13 protein-coding genes are annotated in these 18,239 nt (G+C 63.3%); 6 read left to right on the plus strand and 7 right to left on the minus strand.

The features are described from left to right. Nucleotides 1–5: 5 nt before the first annotated feature. Nucleotides 6–299 carry a BrnT family toxin gene (locus J1C48_RS19215; protein WP_207255937.1) on the plus strand — a complete coding sequence of 98 codons (294 nt, stop codon included), beginning with the start codon at nucleotides 6–8 and terminating at the stop codon, nucleotides 297–299. After that, nucleotides 244–516 (plus strand): hypothetical protein, encoded by a 273-nt coding sequence (locus J1C48_RS01830; protein ID WP_207256136.1) that lies wholly within the window; start codon nucleotides 244–246, stop codon nucleotides 514–516. Before J1C48_RS19215 ends, J1C48_RS01830 begins: the two co-directional genes overlap by 56 nt. Nucleotides 517–544: 28 nt before the next feature. Here J1C48_RS01830 and J1C48_RS01835 read toward each other — a convergent pair whose 3' ends face one another. Next, nucleotides 545–682, minus strand: coding sequence for a hypothetical protein (locus tag J1C48_RS01835; protein ID WP_207255938.1), 138 nt, complete (start codon nucleotides 680–682; stop codon nucleotides 545–547). A gap of 58 nt (nucleotides 683–740) precedes the next feature. On the opposite strand from J1C48_RS01835, the gene J1C48_RS01840 reads away from it, so the two are divergent. From J1C48_RS01840 to J1C48_RS19150, 3 genes are all read left to right on the plus strand, one after another. After that, nucleotides 741–3,149, plus strand: a complete 2,409-nt coding sequence (locus J1C48_RS01840; RefSeq protein WP_231081517.1) for a circularly permuted type 2 ATP-grasp protein — start codon at nucleotides 741–743, stop codon at nucleotides 3,147–3,149. Then, nucleotides 3,146–4,024, plus strand: a complete 879-nt coding sequence (locus J1C48_RS01845; protein WP_207255939.1) for a transglutaminase domain-containing protein — start codon at nucleotides 3,146–3,148, stop codon at nucleotides 4,022–4,024. Before J1C48_RS01840 ends, J1C48_RS01845 begins: the two co-directional genes overlap by 4 nt. A gap of 131 nt (nucleotides 4,025–4,155) precedes the next feature. After that, on the plus strand, nucleotides 4,156–5,355 hold the full coding sequence (locus tag J1C48_RS19150; protein WP_207255940.1) for a diguanylate cyclase domain-containing protein: 1,200 nt from the start codon (nucleotides 4,156–4,158) through the stop codon (nucleotides 5,353–5,355). A gap of 130 nt (nucleotides 5,356–5,485) precedes the next feature. Here J1C48_RS19150 and glgB read toward each other — a convergent pair whose 3' ends face one another. From glgB to J1C48_RS01865, 3 genes are read right to left on the minus strand one after another with little or no spacing between them, the layout of a single operon-like run. Further along, nucleotides 5,486–7,708 (minus strand): 1,4-alpha-glucan branching protein GlgB, encoded by a 2,223-nt coding sequence (gene glgB, locus J1C48_RS01855; protein ID WP_207255941.1) that lies wholly within the window; start codon nucleotides 7,706–7,708, stop codon nucleotides 5,486–5,488. Beyond that, nucleotides 7,705–11,034 (minus strand): maltose alpha-D-glucosyltransferase, encoded by a 3,330-nt coding sequence (gene treS, locus J1C48_RS01860; RefSeq protein ID WP_207255942.1) that lies wholly within the window; start codon nucleotides 11,032–11,034, stop codon nucleotides 7,705–7,707. The genes glgB and treS overlap by 4 nt, the downstream gene beginning before the upstream one ends. A gap of 29 nt (nucleotides 11,035–11,063) precedes the next feature. After that, nucleotides 11,064–13,106, minus strand: coding sequence for an alpha-1,4-glucan--maltose-1-phosphate maltosyltransferase (locus tag J1C48_RS01865; RefSeq protein ID WP_207255943.1), 2,043 nt, complete (start codon nucleotides 13,104–13,106; stop codon nucleotides 11,064–11,066). A gap of 459 nt (nucleotides 13,107–13,565) precedes the next feature. On the opposite strand from J1C48_RS01865, the gene J1C48_RS01870 reads away from it, so the two are divergent. Continuing rightward, complete coding sequence (locus tag J1C48_RS01870) at nucleotides 13,566–14,156, plus strand: hypothetical protein (protein WP_207255944.1); 591 nt, start codon at nucleotides 13,566–13,568, stop codon at nucleotides 14,154–14,156. A 3-nt stretch (nucleotides 14,157–14,159) separates the two neighbouring features. Here J1C48_RS01870 and guaD read toward each other — a convergent pair whose 3' ends face one another. The 3 genes from guaD to J1C48_RS01885 form a co-directional block, all read right to left on the minus strand. Next, nucleotides 14,160–15,554: a guanine deaminase gene (guaD, locus tag J1C48_RS01875; protein ID WP_207255945.1), complete on the minus strand. Its 1,395-nt coding sequence runs from the start codon at nucleotides 15,552–15,554 to the stop codon at nucleotides 14,160–14,162. 45 nt (nucleotides 15,555–15,599) lie between these two features. Further along, a complete protein-coding gene (locus J1C48_RS01880; RefSeq protein WP_207255946.1) occupies nucleotides 15,600–16,856 on the minus strand; it encodes a urate hydroxylase PuuD in 1,257 nt (418 codons plus the stop codon). 262 nt (nucleotides 16,857–17,118) lie between these two features. Next, entirely contained in the window at nucleotides 17,119–18,225 is a 1,107-nt protein-coding gene (locus J1C48_RS01885; RefSeq protein WP_207255947.1) for a BMP family ABC transporter substrate-binding protein, read from the minus strand. Nucleotides 18,226–18,239: the final 14 nt, after the last annotated feature.

An 18,239-nucleotide genomic window follows, 5' to 3' on the forward strand; every position in this document is an offset into this window, starting at 1 on the left:
GGGCGATGGATGTCGAGTGGGACGACGTGAAACGGCAAGCGACGCTGGCCAAGCACGGCGTCGATCTTCTCGTTGCCGCCCGAATCTTTGAAGGGCGGACACTCGACAAGCGAGATGACCGCGCCGATTACGGCGAGATCCGAACCGTGTCGCCGGGGATGGTCGGCGAAGAGTGCTATATCGTCGTTCACACGATGAGACAGGGCCGACTACGCCTCATCACAGCCTGGAAAGGAGGCCTCCGTGACCGGCAGCGATATGCGGCGAGCCTCGCTCGAAGAACTCAAGGCGATGGATGAAGCCGGCGAACTCGCCCATCCAAGCAACAGCCCTGATGGTGAGGATCTCGGCGACAAATTCTGGCAGGATGCCGAATTGCATCCACCGCGAACGACGGCGGTGGTATCCTTGACGCTTAGTCAAAGTACGATTGACTTCTTCAAAGGCCGAGCCAACGATCCCGAGAGCACGATGAGCGACATCCTCGAAGCTTATGTCGCCAGCCATAATTCCTAACGGCAGCTGAAGCCTTCAGACCGCTTTCTCAGCGCTGCGCGTCGTTCCTTTCGATGGCCCGTCTTCTTGATACGCCGAGGGTGCTATAGAGCATGTTGCCGAAACGTTGCATGACGTTTCGGATCACATCATGCGGCTTGCCGAAGACTTGGAGCGCAATGGCCATTCCGGTTCATCGCATTCTGCTCTAGCGGAATTATCACTCTTTCATTGCCCGGATGCCCGTGCCCGTCGAACCCGCCCATCTCCGCCGCTACGCAACCCTCGCCCGCCATTCGCATGACGAGATGATGGCGCCGGATGGCGCGGTTCGGCCGCATTATGCAAGGCTGATGGCGGCGCTGTCGGCGATGGCTCCGCCCGAGTTCGACCGGCGATCGGCGTCGGCCCGGCAGTATCTGTCGGAGGCCGGCGTCTTCCATCAGGTTTATGGTGAGGCGAGCGAGCAGAGCCATGACTGGCCGCTCGGCCATCCCGCCTTGATCATCGACCGGGCGGAATGGACGACACTCTGCGACGGCCTCGTCCAGCGCGCCGGCTTTCTGGAACGATTGCTCGCCGATCTTTACGGCACGCGGCGGATAATCACCGAGGGCATCCTGCCAGGCGTCCTTCTCGGCCAGAATCCGGAGTTTTTCCGCCCCCTCGCTTATCAGGGCCAACTTTCAACGCCGCTCCTGTCCTTCATCGCCATCGATCTTGCCCGCGGTCCCGACGGGCGCTGGTGGGTGCTCGGCGATCGAACCCAAGCGCCGTCCGGCGCCGGTTTCGCACTGGAAAACCGTGTGGCGACGTCGAAGGCATTCCCGGATCTCTCCCGCGCCCTCAATGTCGAGCGGCTGGCCGGATTTTTCCGAAAATTCCGCGAAATGTTGTTCGCGCTCGGCGGACCGGATCGCGCCCGCATCGGGCTGCTCACGCCTGGCCCGCATAACGAAACCTATTACGAACACGCCTATCTCGCCCGCTATCTCGGCTTGTTGCTGCTCGAAGGCGGCGATCTCGTCGTCCATGGCGACCGGGCAGAGGTGAGAACCGTCGACGGCTTTCAGCCGATCGGGGTCCTTTGGCGGCGGCTCGACGCCGATTTTTGCGATCCCCTGGAGCTGTTCGGCGCCTCGCGCATCGGCACCCCGGGCCTGGTGCGCGCGGTGCGTTCCGGCGCGCTGACGCTGGTCAATGCACTTGGCGCCGGCATTTTGGAGACACCGGCCTTTCTCGCCTTTCAAACCGCCCTGGCGCAGGCGCTCATCGGCGAGGAGCTCAAGCTCCCGACGATCGCCACCTGGTGGTGCGGCGATGCCGAGTCCCGCGGCTTCGTTGCCGAAAGTCGCGACAGGCTGCAGCTTGGCCCGGCCTTTCCCGGCCGGGTCGGAGAGCCTGTGCGGCCAGGAGGCCCACGGCAGGACGGAGATGGGCCTATCGGATCGCTTTCGCCTCAGCAGGGCGCACGCCTGATCGGCCGGGAAATCGCGGCGCTGTCGACGACCCCGGTCTATGGTTCGGCCGGGCTGGAGCCTCGCCCGGTGACGCTGCGCACCTTCCTGATGCGCGATGAAGACGGCTGGCACGTCATGCCCGGCGGCTTTGCCCGCGTCGCCGATTCTGCCGACGCGCGCGCGATCTCGATGCAGCAGGGCGGCGGCTCGATCGACGTCTGGATTCCCTCGGACAGTCCCGCCAAACCGGTGTCGCTGCTCGGCCCGCGCAGCGATCGTTTCGCCAGACGCCTGCCGGGCGCCCTGCCCGCCCGCGCCGCAGACAATCTGTTCTGGCTCGGGCGCTATGCCGAACGCTGCGAGAGCGCCACACGGCTCTTGCGTCTTTACGCCGCCCGCAACAGCGAAGGCTGGAGCGAAGGCGAACTCGAAGCGCGTGTCGCCGCAATCCTTGCCGATTACGGCGTCGACGTGCGAGCGCCGCAGCGCGGGCTCTCAACGCTCGCTCGTCAGGCCGCGAACACGGCTTCGCGCATTCGCGAGCGATTCTCGCCGGACGCCTGGCGCACGCTGAAAGCCGTGGTCGACCTGATCCCCCCTCGCGCCGCGCCAGCGAGCGAAGGAGAGCCGGACGTTGTCGCGCTGACGGCTGCCATCCTCACCCATCTTGCCGGCTTCGCGGGCCTTGCCCACGAGAACATGTACCAGTTTACCGGCTGGCGCTTCATGCAGTGCGGCCGGGCTCTGGAACGCGGTCAGGCGACGGCGTCCTGCGTTTCGGCCCTGTTATCCGGCGAAGCGCCCGGTGGTGCATTGGAAGCGCTTTTGACCTTCGCCGATTCCAGCGTCACCTATCGGCGACGCTATTCCGTCGACCTGTCACGGGAGACGGTGATCGACCTCACCGTCCTCGATCCGCTCAATCCGCGTTCCCTGGCTTTCCAGGTCAACTCCCTGACCGAGGTGATTTCAGCCCTGCCAGGCGTTCATCTCGGCGAAACGCCGGATCTCCTGTTGCGTCGCCTCGCCCGGCTGAAAGTCCGTCTGCAGACCGCGGATGCCGGCGAGGTCGATACCGCCTTTGTCGGCCGGGTCGCGAGCGATCTCGGCTTGATCTCCGACCTCGTCACCCGGCGCTATCTCTTGTCGAGCCCGCAAGCCGACACGCCGGATTGGATCGGAGGATCGGTGTGAAATACCAAATTCGCCTCGATGTGAACTATGACTACGCGGCAGCGGTCTCCGACGCCCGCCATATCCTGCGGGTGCGCCCGCGCGAAGATGCCGGCCAAAGCGTCGAGACGGTTAAGACGACGGTCGAGCCGCGGCCGGACGAGATCGCACCCGAGCATGACTTCTTCGATAATCGCGTCGACGCCGTTGCCTTCTTCAGCCCGCACACGGCGCTGGCGGTGCGCATGCAGGCAACGGTGACGATCGATCGCCCGGCGCCGCCGCTGAGCGAAACCCCGTCGCTCGCCGCGCTCACAGAAGCGGCCGCGGCCTCGCGAGCGGTCGACGCGGCGTCTCCGATCCATCATCTCGGCGCGAGCCGCCGGATCGCCGATATGCCCGCGATCGCCACCTATGCATCGGCGATCCTCGGCTCGAGGAGTCGAGCGTCCGGCGAGGCCGTTCTCGCCTTGAACCGGCAGATTCACGAAGATTTCGCCTATGCGCCGGGCACAACCGATGTGGCCACGACGATCGAAGATGCCTTTGCGGCACGCCGCGGCGTCTGCCAGGACTTTGCGCAGGTGATGATCGCCGGGCTGCGCGCCTGCGGCGTGCCGGCCCGTTATGTCAGCGGCTTCTTGCGAACGGATCCACCGGAGGGCCAGCCGCGCCTGGAGGGCGCCGACGCCATGCATGCCTGGGTCGAGGCCTGGCTCGGCGAGCGCTGCGGCTGGGTCGGCTTCGATCCCACCAACGCCGTCGTTGCCGGCAACGACCATATCGTCGTCGCTCTCGGCCGCGATTATGACGACGCTCAGCCGATCGCCGGCGCCTTCATCACGGCCGGTGGCCAGCGCACCCGCCATCGCGCCGACGTGATGCCGATTGATTAACCATAGGTAACAATTGCGGTCCATCCGGACTATCCGGCATCCCGATTGGTTCCAGCGAGCATTTCAGCTTAAACATTTTGGCAGACAAAATCGTCATAAAACATCATCACGCACGGATTGATGGTATTATCGTGGTCAGCAATATTCAGTTGATTTTGCTTCTTGCGATGGGAACCTGCCTGATCGCCGGCGTCGCAATGCTCGCTGAATGGCGGAGCTTTCGCGAACCGGCCGCCGGTTGGTGGGCGATCGGTTTTATGCTGAGCGTCGTTGGGTTGGTCGTCTTTCAGGTGCGCTACGGCTATTCCCTCGACGTCCTCTCGATCGGCGTCTCCAACAGCCTGATCCTCGGCTCCTACAGCGTGATCTGCGCCGGTCTGGCGGTGTTCTGCGGCCGCACGGTCAACCTTCCGGCCGTTTTTCTCCCAAGCTTTGCCTGGATCATCTTCTGGAGTCTGAGCCCGTCGTCTTCAAACTTCGACACGCGGGTGATTGTTGTCTCCGTCATCACGGCGATGATTTCAGCGCTGTCGGCTTGGTACTGTTTCGCCTGCAAATCACACTGGTGGCTGAAGGTTCTCGGCTGGGTCATGGTCATGAGAATGATCGTCTCGGCGGCCCGCGCCTTCTGGTCGGGAGGCCTGTTCGGCCCACTTCTCGGTTCAGAGCGCGCCGTTGGCTTTGAAATGATCTTTATCGAGGGCCTGTGGACCTCCGTGCTCGTCAGCTATCTGATGTTTACGAACCTTCGCCAAAAGCGCGAAAGCTCGCTCATCAAGCTCGCAGAAACCGATTTTTTGACCGGCGCCGACAACCGCCGTTCATTCCAAATCAAAGCTGAACCCGTCCTTGCTCAGACACACGGGGGACGCACGGCAAGCCTCGTGACCCTCGACCTCGACAATTTCAAGCAGATCAACGACAGCCGCGGCCACGCTTTCGGCGACGAGGTTTTGCAGCGCTTTGCCTCGATCGTTCGCCGACACATTGGGCCACAGAATATTTTCGCTCGCACCGGAGGCGAAGAATTCGCCATTCTCCTGCCGGATCAGGACGCAGCGCGATCGACACAAATCGCCGAAAAAATCCGTTCAAGTTTCGAGCGCGAGATGGATGGCTTCGATCTCGGAACCATCGCGGCGACGGTCAGCGTCGGCATCATCACGGTGTCACGCATTCACGCGCTCGACGCGTTGATGCTCCTCGTCGACGAAGCGCTCTATCAGGCAAAGACCAATGGCCGCAACCGCGTCGAGCGCGCGATCGAGCCGGCTGAGACACCGGTCCCCGAAGGTGAAACCGATCGTCCCCGCCTGCAGCTTTCCACCTGAGCGACCGAGGCCGGCGAAAGCGCCGTGCTGCGCGCGTCAGGCAGTCGCGTGATCTCGGTCCGCCCATCCATTCCAACATTCGGCCCGACGTTTCCAGCATTCGGCGTTGTGACAGCCGGCCTATGACGGTCTATTCGTCATGCACCATCACGACCGTCGCCAGCGGCGGCAGCGTCAGCGCGATCGAATAGGGCCGGCCGTGCACCGAATGGTCCTCGGCGATCTTGCCGCCGAGATTGCCGACGTTCGAACCGCCATAGATTTCCGCATCGGTGTTCAGCCGTTCGGTCCAGGTGCCGCTCTTCGAGACGCCAACCCGGTAGTCGTGACGCGGGATCGGCGTGAAATTGGAAATGATCAGCACCTGCCGCCCGTCGCGATCCTTGCGCAGGAAGGCGATCACGCTCTCCTCGACATTGGCCGTATCGACCCATTCGAACCCGGCCGGATCGCAATCGAGCTGATGCAACGCCGGCACCTCGCGGTAGAGCATGTTGAGGTCGCGCACCAGACGCTGCACGCCGGCATGGGGTGGCTGATCGAGGAGATGCCAGTCGAGGGATTGATCGTGGTTCCACTCCGCCTGCTGGGCAAACTCCCCGCCCATGAACAGGAGCTTCTTGCCCGGATGGGTCCACATGAAGCCGAAATAGGCCCTCAGATTGGCGAATTTCTGCCAAGCGTCGCCGGGCATTTTGCCGAGCAGCGAGCCCTTTCCGTAGACCACCTCGTCATGGGAAAGCGGCAGCACGAAGTTTTCCGAATAGGCATAGACCATCCCAAAGGTCATATGGTGGTGGTGATAGCGCCGGTTCACCGGATCCTCCTGCATGTAATGCAGGGTGTCGTGCATCCAGCCCATGTTCCACTTGAAGTGAAAGCCGAGGCCGCCGGCATAGGTCGGCTTGGAGACGTCCGGAAAGGCGGTCGACTCCTCGGCATGAGTGGTCGCTTTCGGGAAGTATTCGCCGATCCGCTCGTTGGCGTCCTTCAGGAAAGCGATCGCCTCGAGATTTTCGCGCCCGCCATGGATGTTCGGCTCCCACTCCCCGTGGTTGCGGGAGTAGTCGAGATAGAGCATTGAGGCGACGGCATCGACGCGCAAGCCGTCGATATGAAACTGGTCGAGCCAATACATGCCATTGGAAACCAGGAAGTTCTTCACCTGCGGCCGGCCGTAATCGTAGATCAGCGTGTTCCAGTCTTTATGGAAACCGCGCCGCGGATCGGGATGCTCATAGATCGCCGTGCCGTCGAAACGCACCAGGCCATGGACGTCGGTCGGGAAATGGCCGGGCACCCAGTCGAGCAGAACGCCGATACCCGCCTGATGCAGCGCGTCGACGAGCCGGGCGAAGGCTTCCGGCGAGCCATAGCGCGAGGTCGGCGCGAACAGGCCGATCGGCTGGTATCCCCAAGAGCCGTAGAAGGGATGCTCGGACACCGGCAGAAACTCGACATGGGTAAAGCCCATGTCCGTCACATAGGGCACCAGCTCGCGGGCCAGCGCGTCGTAGTCGAGTGTCTCGTCACCGGCGCCGCGCCGCCAGGAGCCGAGATGGACTTCGTAGATCGCGATCGGCTTTTCGCGATTTTGCCATTCGGCAGCATGCTCGCGAAAGCTCGCATCCTGCCAGTCGTGCTCGACGAGGCCGTCGACGATCGAGGCGGTGGACGGGGCGGTTTCCTGCCGGAAGCCGATGGGATCGGCCTTCAGCGGCTGGATGTTGCCGTCCGGTCCGATCACCTCGAACTTGTAGACCTCGCCCTTGCCGAGATGCGGCACGAACAGCTCCCAAACGCCGCATTCGTGGCGCTTGCGCATCACCGTCCGGCGACCGTCCCAGGAGTTGAAGTGGCCGACGACGGAGACCCGGCGGGCATGCGGCGCCCAGACCGCGAAGGCGACGCCGGCGGTACCGTTCATGACCGTCGGATGGGCGCCGAGCTTTTCATAAAGGCGATAATGGCTGCCTTCAGCGAGCAGATAGACGTCCTGTTCGCCGAGAATCGGGCCGAAGCGATAGGGATCTTCCTCGTCCCATTCCGCACCGCCGCCATGGCTGTAGCGCATGCGGTAAGGCGCGTGCCCGTCGAGGCGCGGCACATAGCCGGAAAAGAAGCCCTCCGGGCCGAAGGGCTCCAGAATGGCGAGCTCCGTGCCGGCGCCGTCGATCACTTTCGCCGCGTGGGCCCCCGGACGATAGACGCGCACGATCGCTCCGCCCTCGGTGACGAAGCGGCCGAGGATGGCGAAAGGGTCGCCATGGACACCGCGGCCGATTTCCCAGGCCTGATGCCCGTCAGGGCGGTGCTCGATACCGGCAGGAGGCGTGGCGGGAATCAACGTCATTTCAGAACCTGTCGTTTTTCGAGAAGGGCGACGATGCCGCGCAGCGGGATCGACAGCCATGCCGGCCGCATCGCGGCCTCGTAGCGCAGTTCGTAGAACGCCTTCTGCAGGACGAAGAGGTCGAGCAGCTGACGCGTCGGCTCGTTCAGCGGCAGGCCGGCGGCCGCGCTCCAGTGGGTGAGGAAAGCGTCGGTGACCTCGTCGCGCCAGCCGACCGCCATTTCGCGTAGCCGTTCGGCCGTCGCCTCGTCGACGGGGCCGGCACGGTCGCGCGCGGCGAAGGCCGCGTAGTCGAAGGACCGCACCAGACCGGCGACGTCGCGCAGCGGCGAGGTCTTCGCCCGGCGTTCCTCCAGCGTCCGCCCAGGCTCACCCTCGAAGTCGAGGATGACGACATCGTTCTTGGCAACCAGGATCTGGCCAAGGTGATAGTCGCCGTGAATCCGGGTCCGCTGGGCGTCGACCTTCAGGCCGCCGAAGCGGTCGAACCAGGTGAGGATGTCCTTTTCCGCCCCGAGCAGCCGATCGACATTCTCGATCTCGTCGGCCGGCAGATTGGGCCTGGCCTTGGCCAACACCCCCAGCGCATCGGCGGCGTCTTTTTTGGCTTCGTTGACGATCGCCATGTAGCTCTCGTCGTCGAGCAGCTCGGGATCGAAGGCGGCATCGCCGGTCGTTGTCGCCAGCGCGGCATGCATCTCGCCAGTGCGGCGGCCGAGCACCTCGGCCGGGTCGATCTGGATCTGCAGCTTCGGCTCGCTCGGCGATCCGGCCTCCAGAGTCTCGTCGACGCTCGGCTGGGAATAGGCATGATCGCGCAGATAGCGGGCCAGAGCCTCGACGATCACCGTCCAGGCGTCGCCCTGGTTCTGCACTTGTTCGAACAAGGCGGCGATCGCCGTCCGGCTGCCGTCCGGCCGCTGCAGCTCGATCGAGCCGTAGAGCGCCGGCGCGGCCTCGAAATCGGTCTTCTCGGTGAGGAAACGGGTGACTTCGAGTTCCGGCTGGATGCCGTCGCGCAGCCGGCGATAATATTTCAAGATTCCGTCCGAGCCGATGAGCAGCGAGGTGTTCGACTGTTCGCCGGACAGAACCCGGATCGCGTCGGTGTCAACGAGCAGCGTGCGCGCGAGCCCCTCGCGCTCGACGGTCGAGGCCTCGACAACCAGCTCGCCGTCGTCCAGCTCGACATTTATCCCGGCGGCGATCAGCGCAATCATCACCTTGGCGAAATCGGCACTGCGGGTGCCGTCGATCAGCGCACCGATGCGCGGACCCTGCCGGACCTTGGCGATGGTGTAGGGCAGATCCGGATCCTGAGCGTTGAGATGCTGCTCGCCCCAGCGCACCGACAGCGGCAGCAGATAATGCTGATCGTCCTCCTCGGTCTCGAATTTCAACTCGGTGAGGAGATGGCGGCGGCTGTCGGGCGCCGGCGGGCCGAGCACCGTCACGTCGAGCCGGCTCTTGCCCGCCGACTTGCCGGCAAACCAGCGCTGCCCGGCGACATAACTCGGCAGGTCAGCCTTCAATTCGGTGAGGTTGCGTCCGCCGATCGTCGCCTTCAGATCGCCCGGCGCGACAAGGGTCGAGAAGGCCGGCAGCGGCAGCGGCGTCGACGGGTAGCGCTGCTGCGCGGCGCCGCCGTCGGCCAGATCAAACCAGAAGAAGCCATAGGCCGGCAGCGTCAGAACATAAGGGCCGGTCCCGATCGCCGGAAAGGCCGACAGGCCGAGCATCTCGATCGGCACGCAGCCGGCATAATCGGCGAGATCGAGCTCGACCGCCTGGGCCGAGCCCGACAGATTGGCGACGCACAGCACCCGCTCGTCGGCAAATTTGCGCAGATAAACGAGGATCTTGCGGTTCGACGGCAGGAGGAAGGTGATCTCGCCGCGTCCGAACGCCTCCTTGGTCCGGCGCACTTGGATCAGCCGGCGCGTCCAATTGAGCTGCGAGGCCGGATTGTTCGACTGCGCCTCGACGTTCAGCGCCTGATAACCGAAGACCGCATCCTGGATCACCGGCAGATAGAGCCGCTGCGGATCGGCGCGGGAAAAGCCGCCATTGCGGTCGGCCGACCATTGCATCGGCGTGCGCACGCCGTCGCGATCGCCGAGGTAATAGTTGTCGCCCATGCCGATCTCGTCGCCATAATAGACGACAGGAGTTCCGGGCATCGACATCAACAGGGCGTTCAACAGCTCCACCTTACGGCGATCGTTGCCCATCAGCGGCGCGAGCCGACGGCGAATGCCGAGATTGATCCGCGCGCGCGTGTCGGCGGCATAGGTCGACCAGAGATAGTCGCGCTCCTCCTCGGTCACCATTTCCAGCGTGAGCTCGTCATGGTTTCTGAGGAAGATCGCCCATTGGCAGTTGTCCGGAATATCCGGCGTCTGGCGCATGATGTCGGTGATCGGATGCCGGTCTTCCTGCGCCAGCGCCATGTACATGCGCGGCATCAGCGGGAAGTGGAACGCCATGTGGCATTCGTCGCCCTCCCCGAAATAGGGGCGCGTGTCCTCCGGCCACTGATTGGCCTCGGCGAGCAGCATCTTGTCCGGATAATGTTTGTCGAGATCGGCGCGGATGCGCTTCAGGACGTCGTGGGTCTCGGGCAGGTTCTCGTTGTTGGTGCCCTCGCGCTCGACGAGATAGGGGATGGCGTCGAGACGCAGCCCGTCGACGCCCTTGTCGAGCCAGAAATGCATGGTGGAAAGCACTTCCTCCATCACCTTCGGATTGTCGAAGTTGAGGTCCGGCTGGTGCGAATAGAAGCGGTGCCAGAAATATTGCTGGGCGACGGGATCCCAGGTCCAGTTCGAGGTCTCGGTGTCGAGGAAGATGATGCGGGTGAGATCGTAGCCCTTATCGTCGTCGGCCCAGACGTAAAAGTCGCGCTCGGGCGAGCCCTTCGGCGCCTTGCGCGCCGCCTGGAACCAGGGGTGCTGATCCGAGGTATGGTTGATGACCAACTCGGTGATCACCCGCATACCGCGCTTATGGGCTTCGTCGATCAGCCGCTCGACATCCTCGATCGTGCCGTAGGACGGATTGACCGAGCGGTAGTCGGAAATGTCGTAGCCGTCATCGCGCAAGGGTGAGGGATAGAACGGCAAGAGCCAGATCGCGGTGACGCCGAGCTCCTGGATATAGTCGAGCCGCGACAGCAGCCCCGGAAAATCGCCGATCCCGTCGCCGTTGGAATCGACGAAAGTCTTGACGTGGAGCTGGTAGATGATCGCGTCCTTGTACCAGTCGGGAGCGTTGAGATCCGGTCCGGAGGAGGTGTCGGGCGTGACGATGGCGGCAATCTCGTTCATGGAAAATGCGCTTTCGCGGTTCTTAGGTTTTATCGCGTGAGCTTGAAAACGGCGTAGGGCCGGTCGCTGGGGTTCAGCCACCAATGCTGGGTCTTGCCGGTCCAGGCGAAGCTTTCGCCGCCGACCATGTCGGTGGCGCGGATGGTGGCGTCGTCGGGCAGACCGAACTCCCAGAGCGGCACTTCAAAATGGCCGCCCTGATCATGGTGCGGATCGAGATTGACCATGAACAGGAGGTAGGATGCGCGATCCGCGGTCCGCTTGCCGTAATAAAGGATCTGATCGTTCCAGAAGTTGAAGAAGGCGAGATTGCGGAAATCCCTCATCGCCGCCTCGCGTTGGCGCAGCCGATTGAAAAAGGCGATGTCGTCGCGGATATGCCCTTCGGCCGTCCAGTCGAAAGCGCGGATCTCGTATTTTTCCGAGTTCAGATACTCTTCCTTGCCGGGCACCGGCAGGAACTCGCACAGCTCGAAGCCGGAATAGACGCCGTAATTGCCGGCCAGCGTCGCCGCCAGTGCCAAGCGGGTCCGAAAGCCGGGACGGCCGCTGGTCTGCAGATAGAGCGGATTGATGTCCGGCGTGTTGACGAAGAAATTCGGCCGCATGAATTCGGCGCATTCCTCGGTGGTCAGCTCGGTCAGATATTCGGCGAGCTCGAACTTCTCGTTCCTCCAGGTGAAATAGGAATAGGACTGATTGTAGCCGACCTTGGCCAGGCGCTTCATCACCTTCGGTCGGGTGAACGCCTCGGCGAGGAAGATCGCGCCGGGATCGACCTTACGAACCTCGGCGATCATCCATTCCCAGAAGGGAAACGGCTTGGTGTGCGGATTGTCGACACGGAAGATCCGCACGCCCTTGTTCAGCCAGAACAGGACGATGTCGCGCAGTTCATACCAGATCGACGGCAGCGCGCCGCGATAGAAATGGACGTTGACGATGTCCTCGTATTTCTTCGGCGGATTCTCGGCGAATTTGATCGTGCCGTCGGGCCGCCAGTCGAACCACTCGGGATGCGCCTTGATCCACGGATGGTCGGGCGAGCACTGGATAGCGAAATCGATGGCGATTTCGAGCCCGTGCGTCTTGGCTTCCGCAATCAGCCGGGCGAAATCGTCGAACGAGCCGAGCTGCGGGTGCAGCGCGTCGTGGCCGCCATCCTTGGAACCGATGGCATAGGGGCTGCCCGGATCGCTCGGCGCAGGCGTCAGCGAGTTGTTCTTGCCCTTCTTGTTAGTCGAGCCAATCGGGTGAATCGGCGGGAAATAGAGGACATCGAAGCCCATCTCCTGAATGTCGGGCAGCCGTTCGATGACATCGTCGAAGGTGCCGTGACGATCGATGTCGCCCGACTGGGAACGCGGGAAAAGTTCGTACCAGGCGGAAAAACCGGCGCGTTCACGATCGACCCAGACCGGCACGGAGCCGGCATAGCGCGACAGATTGGTGCGCTGGCCGGTCGCTTGAAGCAGCGCCGTTGTCTCGGCCGATTGCATCAGCGCGTACTGGCCGTCGGCATCGCCTTTCTCGGCGAGTTTGGCCAGCTTGTCCGCCAATTTTCCGAGGGCTTTCACGTCCGCTTTGGAGCCGCGACCGGACTGCGCCGCCTTGGCGACGAGCTCACGCGCCTCGGTCAGTTCCAGATCTGTGAGCTTACCGGCATCGCGCTTCTTCTTGGCCTCGTCGCGCCATGAGGCGTCAAGATCGCGCCAAGCGATGATCGAATAACGATAAGGGCCGGGGGCATCGAAACGGACCGTCGCCTGCCAGCGATCGTTTTCGACGAAGTTGAATTTTTCCTCCGCCCACTGTTCCGGGTCGACATCGGCCGGCCCATAGATCAGCGCCGCGTCGATCTTGTCGTGGCCATCACAAAAGATGTCCGCCGAAACCGTCAGCGGCTCGCCCTCCAGTCGTTTGACGGCGAAACGGCCGCAATCGACCTCCGGCTCCACTCCTTCGATCGCGACCCGGTTTTCAGCCAACGCCAAAAGCAGCGCGTCGTCCCCACCGATCTTTGCCTTGGGCGACTTTTTCGGCTTCTTCGCTTGAATATCGACGTCGGCCATGCGCGAACCTTCAAAGACGGGTTTCAGGTCGGATGAAACCACCGCGAGGACACGGCAGCCGTTCAGCATTGACGTTAAGGGATAGGAGGGGGCGGTTGTATGTCCAGTCGCAAACGCAGGAAGCGGCCGGAAGTTCGCGGGTGGGATGGGAAAATCAAGCTTATCCGTCGAAGCCACTGACAATTGATTCCGTATTAGACACAAACAAAAATTGCAGTGAGACATTCTGGGGAGAATGGCTATGGCGAAAAAGTCGTCGGGCGGTGGGAGGGATCGTCGCGACCAAAACCGGTCACCCGCCAGCAGGCCCCCACGCCCAGAGCGAGATACAGGCCCGCTCTCCCCGGCCAAAGAACGAGAAATCATTCACAACATTATTAGGGACGACCAAGGCACCGGCGGCGTTCCGCCCGATCCACGACCACCGACAGATAGCAAATAGATCGCAGGTGCCACTATATGACCTCTATGAGCGATTTAACGGCCATCGAAGGAACCCGGATGCGCGCCATGCGAAACGGCGTGTATCACAGCATGCGCCGGCAATTTTTCGAGCGGTGTGAACGCCTTGCCAATCTGGCTGTCTTGCTCCTTGGCGCGGCGAGTGTCGCCCAAGTCGCCTCCGCAACATTGGGCGGACAGCCGTCCACGCTGGCGATCGGCTTCCTCGTCACATTGGTCGGCGGTCTGCAACTCGTTTTCAATTTCGGCGGCCGCGCCCGCGACCACGCCCTGTTCCAGGCGCGGTTCTATGCGCTTCTGTCAAAAGCCGAACGCAAGACGGACAATCCGGATGAACTCGCAGCCGAAATCGAAAGCGAGATGGCCAGTTTCTATGGTGAAGAGCCGCCGACCTATCATGTTGTCAACGCCATCGCCTACAACGCCGTTCAAAACAGCTTCGGACGCTCTGATAAGGGAGCACTGCTCAAAATCGGTTTCCGGCAGAATCTTTTGAAAAATCTCTGGCCGTTCTCGCTGCACGACCTGAAGACCTTCGACGAGATCGCGCAGGAACAGCGCAACAGCCGCGACCTCGCTTCGGCCTGACGGCTACTGCGCCGATCCGCCGCCTTCGCCCGGTTGCGGCCACGGCGCCTGATCGAGCTTCGGCGCCAGCGTCGCGTGGCCGGCATGGTAGCGGTCGTAGATCTTGCGGCCCATCGCATAAGTCGCGACCGTCGCGCGGTCGTCGCCGAGCACCATCAGGGCAAAAAGCTCTTCGGCCAGCGTCTCGACCCGTGCCATGCGGCGGCGCATCGGCTCGCTGGCGCGGCTGTCGAGGACGACGAGATCGGCCTCCAGCCCGACGGCCAGGCGGCCGACCTTGTCGGCGATCCCGACGGCTGCGGCATTGCCGGCGGTCATCATGTGGAAGGCCTCGAAGGCCGGCCATTTCTGGCCCTTGAGCGCGAGCACTTTGTAGCCTTCGGCCGCCGTCGTCAGCATCGAATAGGAGGTGCCGCCGCCGATATCTGTGGCGATGCCGGTAGTCAGGCCGAGGCGGCGCGAGGCCGCGAGATCATAAAGACCCGAGCCGAGAAAGAGGTTCGATGTCGGACAGAAGATCGCGCTGGCACCCTTGCTGGCGAGCGCCGTACGCTCGCGGTCGGACAGATGGATGCAATGGCCAAACAGCGCCCGCGGCCTGACGAGGCCGTAGTGCTCGTAGACGTCGGTGTAATCCTTCGACCAGGGAAAGGCGTCGGCGACGAAGGCGATCTCACCGTGATTTTCCGACAGATGGGTCTGGATCGGCAGCCCCGGGAACTCCGCCGCGAGCGCGCCGGTCGCTTCGAGCTGCGCCTCGGAGGAGGTCGGCGCAAAGCGCGGCGTGATCGCCACCTCGAGCCGCCCGCGACCGTGCCAGGCGGCGGCCAGCTCTTTCGTCTGCTCATAACCGCTCTCGGCGGTGTCGAGCAGCCCTTGCGGCGCGCCGCGATCCATCATCACCTTGCCGGCGATCATCCTGAGGCCCCGCCGATCGGCCTCGTGGAAAAACGCCTCGGCGCTGATCTGGTGGCTGGTGCAATAGACCGCTGCCGTCGTGGTGCCGTTGGCCGCGAGGGTGTCGAAAAGAAAACGAGACGCCTCCTCGGCGACGCCGGAGTCGCCATAGCGCAGTTCCTCCGGAAAGGTGTATTTCGACAGCCATGCCATCAGCTCGGTGCCGTAGGAGGCGATGACCTGGGTCTGCGGCATGTGCAGATGCGGATCGATGAAGCCCGCCATGACGAGATGCGGGCGATGGTCGACCAGCGGCACTCCCGGCGGCAGCCGGCGGGCCAGCGCCGGGCCTTCGCCGATCTCGACGATCACCCCGTCTTTGACGACAACGATGCCGTCCTCCAGAAACATGACAGCATGCGGCTCGGCTTCGACGGCCGGATCGGCGTCGAAGGACAGGAGTCGTCCGCGAATGGCGAGCGTGCCGGTTCGTGCCGTCATCGTCGTTCCGCCCTCGCCCCGATCATACGCCTCGGCGGCCATCTCTCACAGCCCCTTGCCAAGCCCCGGCGTCTGGCCGTCGGCGAGCCATGTCGCCAGCACCGCGCGCTCGGACGGTTCGAGCCCGGTGACGTTGCCGGGCGGCATGGCATGGCTGCGCACCGCCTGACGCTCGATCAAGGCGGCGTAGTGGACGATCTCGTCCGCCGTTTCGAGCCGGACATTCTTCGGCGCATGGATCATGCCCGGCCAAAGCGGCTCTTTGGCATGGCACATCGAGCAGCGCGCGGCGATGATCGCCTCGGCGTCCTGCAGATGCGGCGAATGGGCGAGCGCATATTGCGGATCGGCGGAAAATTCCCGCTGCGAGGTCGCGCCGGCGTCCGCCCCGCTCCGCCATCCTGGCGCGCCGGACAAGGTGATGACGATGATGAAGAAGATTCCGGCCAGCGGCCAGCACCACCACAGCTTTTCACCCGTCGCATGCATGGTGTTGAAGAAGTGGCGCACGACCGCCCCGATGAGCAGCACCAGGCCGGCGATCACCCAGTTCCACTCCGTCGCGAAGGCGAGCGGATAGTGGTTGGAGAGCATCAGAAAGACCACCGGCAGGGTCAGATAATTGTTGTGCAGCGAGCGCTGCTTGGCGGCCTTGCCGAGGGCGGGATCGGGGCTCTTGCCGGCCTTGAGGTCAGCGACGACGATCTTCTGATTGGGAATGATGATGAAAAAGACATTGGCCGACATGATCGTCGCGATCAGCGCGCCGGTGTGGAGCATCGCCCCGCGGCCGGAAAACACCTGATCGAAGAGGAAACTCGACGCGACGACAAAGACGAACAAGACGGCGAGCAGTGCGGTGTCATTCGCCCTCAGCCGCGACTTGCAGAGGAGGTCATAGACGATCCAGCCGAGAGCAAGACCGGCAATGCCGATCAGCACGGCCCCCCAGGCCGGCAGATCAACCTTTTCCGGGCTGATCAGATAGAGCGCCGGATGCAGGTAATAGAGCAGGAACAGCAGAGCGAAGCCGGAGAGCCAGGTGGAATAGCTTTCCCATTTGAACCAGGTCAGCTCGTCCGGCATTTCCTCCGGCGCGACGGTGTATTTCTGCATGTGATAGAAGCCGCCGCCATGGACCTGCCAGGCGTCGCCGGCCACGCCCTCCGGCAGCACCCGCCGCTTGCGCAGACCAAGATCGAGGGCGATGAAATAAAAGGACGAACCGATCCAGGCGATCGCCGTGACCACATGGATCCAGCGCACGGCCAATTGCAGCCACTCGGAAAGATAGGTCCACATCGCTCGTCCAACATTCTGGAATGACAGTTCCGCTCGCCGCGCCCGCCGCGCTCGCCGACTGCGGCGGCGGGATCGTCGCTATGCATCCCCAGCACCGGCCAAGGATGCCGCTCTCGGGGGGTGAGACCCGCGTCGTGCCCCCCCGCTCGCGCTCTGCGCCCTCGCTGACGCGCGAGCAGGAACGTCTCGGCCTTCGGAGCGCTGGCAGCAAGGGCGGCCTGTCCGGGCGCTGAGGATCCCGAGACCGGCCGCCCCCGTCGCCTCAGCTCTTCACGCCGTCGACGTACCAGTCGAGCTTCAACAGCTCCTCATCGGGGATCTTCTGCCCGGCGGACACCTTCTCCTTGCCGGACTGATCCTTGATCGGGCCGGTGAAGACGTCGTAGCTGCCGTCCTTGGTGCCGTCGATGATCTTCTGGGCGGCCTTCTGAACGTCCTCGGGCATCTTATTGTTGAACGGCGCCATCTCGACTTCGCCGTCCTTCATGCCGAGCCAGACATTGTCGGCTTCCCAGGTGCCGTCATGCACCGCCTGCACCCGGCGGGTGTAATAGGGGCACCAGTTGTCGACGATCGCCGTCATATGGGCGTTCGGCGCGAAGCTCTCCATGTTCCAGGCCTGACCGAAAGCGATCGCACCGGCCTTTTCGGCCGCCTGCAGCGGCGCCGGCGAGTCGGTGTGCTGGGTGATCACGTCGGCGCCCTGGTCGAGCAGCGCCTTGGCGGCATCGGCCTCTTTGGCCGGATCATACCAGGAGTTCACCCAGACGACCTGGGTCTGGAACTTCGGATTGACCTTCTGGGCGGCGAGCTGGAAGGCGTCGATGCCCATTACCACCTCGGGGATCGGGAAGGAGGCGACATAGCCCGCCTTGCCGGTCTTCGACATCATGCCGGCAATGGTGCCCAGCACCGCCCGCCCCTCATAGAAGCGCGAGTTGTAAAGGCCCATATTCTTGTTGCCGCCGGTCGTGTAGCCGGTGGCATGCTCGAACTTCACCTTAGGGAACTGCTTGGCGACCTTGATCGTCGGGTTCATGAAGCCGAAGGAGGTGGCGAAGATGATATCGTTGCCATCCTGGGCGAGCTGACGAAGCACCCGCTCGGCGTCCGGCCCCTCGGCGACGTTCTCGACATAGGTGGTTTTCACCATGTCGCCGAGCTTCTTTTCCATGCATTTGCGGGCCTGATCATGCGCATAGGTCCAGCCAAAATCGCCGACCGGGCCGACATAGAGGAAGGCGGCCTTGACCGGCCCGTCCTTCTTGGCGTCCTCGGCCATCGCGGCAAACGGCGTCGTTCCGATGGCCAGACCTGCGGCACCCACAGCACCGGCGGCCAGAAGTTTGCGTCGTGTCGTATCGAACATGAAGAAATCTCCTG

The organism is Jiella flava, assembly GCF_017349315.1.
GTDB lineage: Bacteria > Pseudomonadota > Alphaproteobacteria > Rhizobiales > Rhizobiaceae > Jiella > Jiella flava.

Excerpts from the sequence above, each read along its gene's own strand:
- J1C48_RS01885 (WP_207255947.1), bottom strand. The coding sequence starts at position 18,225 with ATGTTCGATACGACACGACGCAAACTTCTGGCCGCCGGTGCTGTGGGT.
- treS (WP_207255942.1), bottom strand. The coding sequence starts at position 11,034 with ATGAACGAGATTGCCGCCATCGTCACGCCCGACACCTCCTCCGGACCG.
- J1C48_RS01880 (WP_207255946.1), bottom strand. The coding sequence starts at position 16,856 with ATGTGGACCTATCTTTCCGAGTGGCTGCAATTGGCCGTGCGCTGGATC.
- J1C48_RS19215 (WP_207255937.1), top strand. The coding sequence starts at position 6 with ATGGATGTCGAGTGGGACGACGTGAAACGGCAAGCGACGCTGGCCAAG.
- guaD (WP_207255945.1), bottom strand. The coding sequence starts at position 15,554 with ATGACGGCACGAACCGGCACGCTCGCCATTCGCGGACGACTCCTGTCC.
- J1C48_RS01865 (WP_207255943.1), bottom strand. The coding sequence starts at position 13,106 with ATGGCCGACGTCGATATTCAAGCGAAGAAGCCGAAAAAGTCGCCCAAG.
- J1C48_RS01870 (WP_207255944.1), top strand. The coding sequence starts at position 13,566 with ATGACCTCTATGAGCGATTTAACGGCCATCGAAGGAACCCGGATGCGC.
- glgB (WP_207255941.1), bottom strand. The coding sequence starts at position 7,708 with ATGACGTTGATTCCCGCCACGCCTCCTGCCGGTATCGAGCACCGCCCT.
- J1C48_RS01835 (WP_207255938.1), bottom strand. The coding sequence starts at position 682 with ATGGCCATTGCGCTCCAAGTCTTCGGCAAGCCGCATGATGTGATCCGA.